We start from the raw sequence: 5,917 nt of genomic DNA on the forward strand, positions 1-5,917 counted from the left end.
GGTCCCGGGCGCGGGCGCGGCGGCGCGGCGGGCCTGCGGGCGCGCGGGCGGCGTCGGCTGGGGGTCGGGCGGTTGCGGTTGTCTCACGTGTCGAGCCATAGGGTCCTCTCAAAACGACATGGCGCCATCATAATAGGAGGCGCCCCCGGTCGTCGGGGGCGCCCACGAGGTTTAACATGCAATTCATCCTGCCTGGCAACGCGACGCGAAGCTCATGCGCGAACGCGCTGCGATGCGAGGCGAGACGCACATCGGATGCTACTTCTTCATCTCGTCGATGAAGCCCTTCGCGATGAAGATCACGATGATCAAGACGATGATCGCGACGATCACCCAGACCGCTTCCATGGGAATAAAGCTCATAAGGCTACCTCTTCGGCGTCAGGCGCGCGCTGCGCGCGGGTCGAGTCATGCATCCGAACATACTAGCGCGACCCCTCGTTTTCCGCAAGCAACGCCGCCCCTACTTTCCCAGGCGCTCCTCCAGGGCGTCCACGATGGTGCGCAGGGCCTTCACGCGGGCGTGGAGCTTGTTGTCGCTCTCGAGGACCACCCAGGGGGCGTAGACGGTCGAGGTCAGGCGGAACATGTCGTCGATGGCGCTCTTGTACTGCGGGTACTTCTCACGGTTGCGCCAGTCGTCCGGCGTGATCTTCCACTGCTTGGAGGGGTCGGCCGCGCGCGCCTCGAAGCGGCGCAGCTGCTCCTCGGGGCTCACGTCGACCCAGAACTTCAGCAGGATGGCGCCCCAGTCGACCAGGTCGTGCTCGAACTCGTTGATCTCGTCGTAGGCGCGCGACCACTGGTCGGGCGTGGCGAAGCCCTCCACGCGCTCCACCAGCACGCGCCCGTACCACGAGCGGTCGTACATGCCCACGTGCCCCGCCTTGGGCAGGCGCGTCCAGTAGCGCCACAGGTGCGGGTGGGCCAGCTCGAACTTCGTGGGCGCGGGGCTCGGGAAGATGGTGTAGGCGCGCGCGTCGAGCGCCTGGGCCACGCGCTTGATGTTGCCGCCCTTGCCGGCGGCGTCCCAGCCCTCGTACATGATGATGAGCGGGATGCGCGCCTGGTACATCATGTTCTCCAGGCGGAACAGGCGCTTCTGCAGCTGCTTGAGCTCTCTCTTGTACTCGTCGCGCTCAAGGGCGAGCGTGTGGTCGATGGTGTCCACCTGCGGGTAGTCGGCCGTGATGGAGAAGCGCGAGGCCGCCGGCGCGAACGCGTGCTGGATGCGCGCGGCCTCCTCGGGCGGGGTGCCGGGCTCCACCGCGGCGATGGCCTGCTTGTCCCGGTGCGCCTTGCGGGCGAGCGCGTCCTCGAAGGCCCTCACGAGCGTGCGCGCGATGGACAGGTTGGCTGCGCGCTTGTCCTCGCCGTTCACGAGCACCCACGGCGCGAAGTCGAAGTTGCTGCCCTCGAGCAGGCGGTCGTACAGCTCGTACTGGTCCTCGTAGCTGCGCGTGCTGGCGAGCTTCTTCTCGGGCGCGCGCCAGCGCGTGGCCGGGTCGTCGTAGAGGCGCTCGAGGCGCTTGCGCTGGGCTTTCTTCGTCACGTGGATGAAGAACTTCACCACCACGTAGCCGTCGCTCGTGAGCTGGCGCTCGAAGTCGCGTATGGGCTCGAGGTAGTGGCGCGCGCCCTCGCGCGGGTGCAGGAGCTCCCCCGCCGTGCGCGCGAGCATGCGCTGCGTGGCCTTGGTGTACCAGCCGCGGTCGTAGAACGTGATGCCGCCGCGCTCGCCGAGCGCCTGCCAGTACTCCTGCATGAGCGGGAAGTAGTCCGACACGCCGCTCGCGCGCCCGGGGAAGTCGCGCACCTTGGACGCGTCCACGTCAGACGCCACGTACACGCTGGTCGCGCGCGCGTCGAGGTTGTACATGAGGTCGGAGATGCGGCTGCCCTTGCCCGCGCCGTTCCATCCCTCGAACAGCACCACCAGGCCCACGCCCTGCTCGCGCGCCTGCTGCTGGAGCACCACCAGCCGGTCGACGAGCTCGTCGTAGTCCTGCTTGTACGCTTCCTTCGTCAGGGGCTTTTGGCTGAAGTCGACTTTCTCAAGCATGGCAGTGCCTCCTCGCGCGCGCCCGCGCACATCACCCGCAGGCATGCGAACGCGCCTAAATTCCATCGAAACTGATAAGATAGGATCATATTATCACTGTTATCGCTGGCTGCGCGCCCTCGGGCGGGCGGAGAGGGAGGCTCATGGCATACTACGGCGTCATCGACTTGGGATCGAACTCCATTCGCCTGGTGGTCTACGAGGTGGCTGGCAGCGCCCGCAAGCCCTTCTCGAAGAAGGACTTCCACAGCGTCATCAACGAGAAGAAGATCGCGGGGCTCTCCGCCTACGTGAGCGACGGCGTGTTCACCCAGGCCGGCATCGACCGCGCCGTGGAGGTGCTCACCGAGCACCTGCGCCGCGCGCGCAACGTGGGCTGCGATCGCGTGCGCGTGTTCGCCACCGCCGTGCTGCGCAACTGCTCGAACTCGAAGGCCGCCACGCGCGCCATCAGCGACGCCATCGGGCTGCCCGTCGAGCTGCTCTCCGCGCGCGACGAGGCGCACCTGGGGTTCGTGGGCGCCACGTGCGACCGCGACATCGAGCGCGGCACGCTCATCGACATCGGCGGCGGCTCGACCGAGCTCACGCGCGTGGAAGGCGGCGCCGACAGCTGCGGCGTGAGCCTGCCGCAGGGCAGCGTGTCGTCGTACGCCCAGTTCGTGAGCATGATCCTGCCCACGCATGACGAGATGCACGTCATCGAGGACGCCTTCGCCGCGCACCTGGACACGCTCGGCGACCTCGAGCCGTACCGCGCCGCGCGCCTGTACGGCGTCGGCGGCTCCACGCGCGCCGCAGCCAAGATGTACGCCGCCGCCTTCGGCACGTCCGGCCGCCCGCGCACGCTCGAGCTCCACCAGCTCGACGCGCTCCTGGCCCTCCTGGCGCGCAACCCGCGCACCTTCGCGCACCTGGCCGTGAAGGCCACGCCCGACCGCCTGCACACGCTCGTGCCCGGCTGCCTCATCGCGATCACGCTCATGCGCGCGCTCGGCGCCGAGAGTTTGGAAATATGCAAGTACGGCGTACGCGAAGGATTCCTCATTAGGCGTATACTGGAAGCGTAGGCTTTTCGAGGCTTCCCTGGCGCGCCCCAAGCCCTTACTGACGCTTGCGCGCCTTGCGCACGCATGCCGTCGTCCCCATAAGAGAAAGCGAGATGCTATGGACCGTAACGCCGCACCCGTCAGACTCCCCTACATGCAGAACCGCGAACTGTCCTGGCTCGCCTTCAACAAGCGCGTCCTCGACCAGGGCGCCGACGTCACCGTGCCCCTGCTCGACCGCCTGAACTTCATCTCCATCTTCTGGAGCAACCTCCAGGAGTTCTTCATGGTGCGCGTCGGCAGCCTGACCGACCTCGCGCTGGTCAAGAAGTCGATCATCGACTCGAAGTCGGGCATGACGCCCGCCGAGCAGCTCGACGCCATCTACGCGCGCTGCCACGAGCTGTACCCGTACTACGAGCACACCTACGAGGACCTGCGCGCGCAGCTCGCCGCCGAGGGCATCGAGAACGTGCGCGCCGCCGACCTCTCCGACGACCAGCGCTCCTTCCTCGACGACTACGTGCACGCCCACGTCATGCCGTTCCTCTCGCCGCAGATCATCAACGCGCGCCACCCCTTCCCCCACCTCGAGAACGGCGCGCTCTACATCGTGGTGCGCCTCGACGAGCGCGCGCTGCCGAAGAAGGACAAGAAGGCCCGAGCGAAGGACCCGAAGGCCGACAAGGCCGGGAAGGCCGCGGCGAAGGAGGCCGCCCGCGAGGCGCGCGCCACCAAGGACCTCGGCGCCGTGGGCGTGACGCTCGGCCTCATCCCGCTGCCGCGCCAGTGCGACCGCGTGGTGCAGCTGCCGGGCAAGGGAACCTCGTTCATCCTGCTCGAGCACGTGATCGAGATGTACGCCGCCGAGGTGTTCTCCATGTACAAGGTGAAGCACACCAACGTGATCTGCGTGACGCGCAACGCCGACCTCGACGCCACCGAGGGCACTGACGAGCACGGCGACGACTACCGCGAGCACATGAAGCGCATCCTGAAGAAGCGCTCGCGCCTGGCGCCGGTGCGCCTCGAGAGCGAGCGCGAGCTGTCGAGCACCGTGAAGCCCCTCCTCCTCGAGAAGCTCGGGCTCAAGGAGCACCAGACGTTCGTGACCTCGGTGCCGCTCGACCTCGGCTTCACCTGGGGGCTCGCCGGCCGCGTGTCGGCGAAGAAGCGCGCCGCCCTCGCGCAGACGCCGTTCACGCCCCAGTGGCCCGCGTGCCTCGACCGCAACCGCCCCATCATCGACCAGGTGAGCGAGCGCGAGGTGCTGCTGTCCTACCCCTACGAGTCGATGGACGCGTTCGTGCAGCTTCTGCGCGAGGCCGCGGCCGACCCGAAGGTGATCTCCATCAAGATCACGCTGTACCGCCTGGCCAGCCACTCGCACCTCGCCGAGGCGCTCATCGCGGCGGCCGAGGCTGGCAAGGAGGTCACGGCGCTGTTCGAGCTGCGCGCCCGCTTCGACGAGAGCAACAACATCGAGTGGTCGCAGCGCTTCGAGCAGGCCGGATGCCACGTGATCTACGGCTTCCGCGACTTCAAGGTGCACTCGAAGGTGTGCTGCATCACGCGCCAGACCGACGGCGGCCTGCAGCACATCACGCAGCTCGGCACGGGCAACTACAACGAGAAGACGGCGCGCCTGTACACCGACTTCTCCTTCATCACGAGCGACCCCTCCATCGGGCGCGACGCCGTGCAGTTCTTCCGCAACATGGCGCTTGAGAACGCCTCCGACAGCTACGACATCCTGTGGGTGGCGCCGCTGCAGATCAAGCAGAACATCATCGCCGGGATCGACGAGCAGATCGCGCTCGCGCGAAAAGGCGAGCCCTGCGGGCTGTACTTCAAGACGAACTCGGTGACCGACAAGGAGGTCATCGACAAGATCGCCGAGGCGTCGCAGGCCGGCGTCGACTGCACGCTGTTCGTGCGCGGCATCAGCTGCATCGTGCCGGGCGTGGAGGGGTTCACCGACCGCGTGCGCGTGGTGTCCATCGTGGGGCGCCTGCTCGAGCACAGCCGCATCTACTGCTTCGGCCCGCTTGACGACTGCAAGGTGTACCTGTCGAGCGCCGACCTCATGACGCGCAACATGGACAAGCGCATCGAGATCGCCTGGCCCATCCTGAACAACGACTTGCGCGACCAGGTGCTCGGGTACCTGGCCACCTGCATGAGCGACACCGCCAAGCTGCGCGAGCTTCTGCCCACGAGCGCCTACACCGAGCTCGGGTACTTCGCCGAGGCGGGCGCTCCTCTGTTCGACTCGCAGAACTACCTGATCGCCGAGGCGCAGCGCAAGCACCTGGCCGCCGCCGAGCTCGAGGCGCACCGCGAGGCCAACCGCATCAGCGTGGGCGGGCGCGCGTTCGCGCACGAGCCCCTCGGCGAGGAGGTGTCCGAGTTCGTAGACGCCCCCGCGATCGACGAGGACGAGGCCACAGCGGTGGCGGGGAAGGTCTTCATGAGCGTCGGCGAGGCGGCCGGCGTCGCAAGCGCGACGGTGGGCGCGGCCGGGACCGTGGCTGCCGGGATCGCCGCCGGGACCGCGGGCAAGGCTGCCGGCGCAGGTGGCGCGGCTGAGGCCGCCGTCGAGGAGATCGTCGTCGAGGCCACGCCCGTCGAGGACGAGGCCGCCTCCGACGAGGTGGACGAGATGCCCGGCGAGCTCGGCGGCGAGAGCGCCCGCGCGCACGCCGCCACGCCGAGCCCCGAGCAGATCGAGCGCGCCAAGGCGGCTGCGAGGAGCGCCGCCACCAGCGTGGCGCATGCGGCGGGCAGCGCGGCCGTCGTCGCCGGG

Annotated in this window: 3 protein-coding genes; 2 read left to right on the forward strand and 1 reads right to left on the reverse strand. The window is 68.2% G+C overall.

Features of this window, described 5'->3' with window-relative positions; all coding sequences use genetic code 11:
- Positions 1-463 precede the first annotated feature (463 nt).
- Positions 464-2,062, reverse strand: a complete 1,599-nt coding sequence (locus HRL41_RS11395; protein ID WP_165170816.1) for a polyphosphate--AMP phosphotransferase — start codon at positions 2,060-2,062, stop codon at positions 464-466.
- A 143-nt stretch (positions 2,063-2,205) separates the two neighbouring features.
- On the opposite strand from HRL41_RS11395, the gene HRL41_RS11400 reads away from it, so the two are divergent.
- Together HRL41_RS11400 and ppk1 are read left to right on the forward strand one after the other, a co-directional pair.
- The gene (locus tag HRL41_RS11400) at positions 2,206-3,132 is read left to right on the forward strand and encodes an exopolyphosphatase (RefSeq protein ID WP_172137129.1); all 927 of its coding nucleotides are present in this window, start codon (positions 2,206-2,208) and stop codon (positions 3,130-3,132) included.
- 97 nt (positions 3,133-3,229) lie between these two features.
- On the forward strand, positions 3,230-5,917 hold a 2,688-nt coding region (gene ppk1, locus HRL41_RS11405), incomplete at its 3' end, for a polyphosphate kinase 1 (protein ID WP_216662674.1).

Origin of the sequence: Adlercreutzia sp. ZJ473 (genome assembly GCF_013185065.1) — a bacterium.
Classification (GTDB): domain Bacteria; phylum Actinomycetota; class Coriobacteriia; order Coriobacteriales; family Eggerthellaceae; genus CAAEEV01.

Coding starts and splice junctions, on each gene's coding strand:
- HRL41_RS11400 (WP_172137129.1), top strand. CDS start 2,206: ATGGCATACTACGGCGTCATCGACTTGGGATCGAACTCCATTCGCCTG.
- HRL41_RS11395 (WP_165170816.1), bottom strand. CDS start 2,062: ATGCTTGAGAAAGTCGACTTCAGCCAAAAGCCCCTGACGAAGGAAGCG.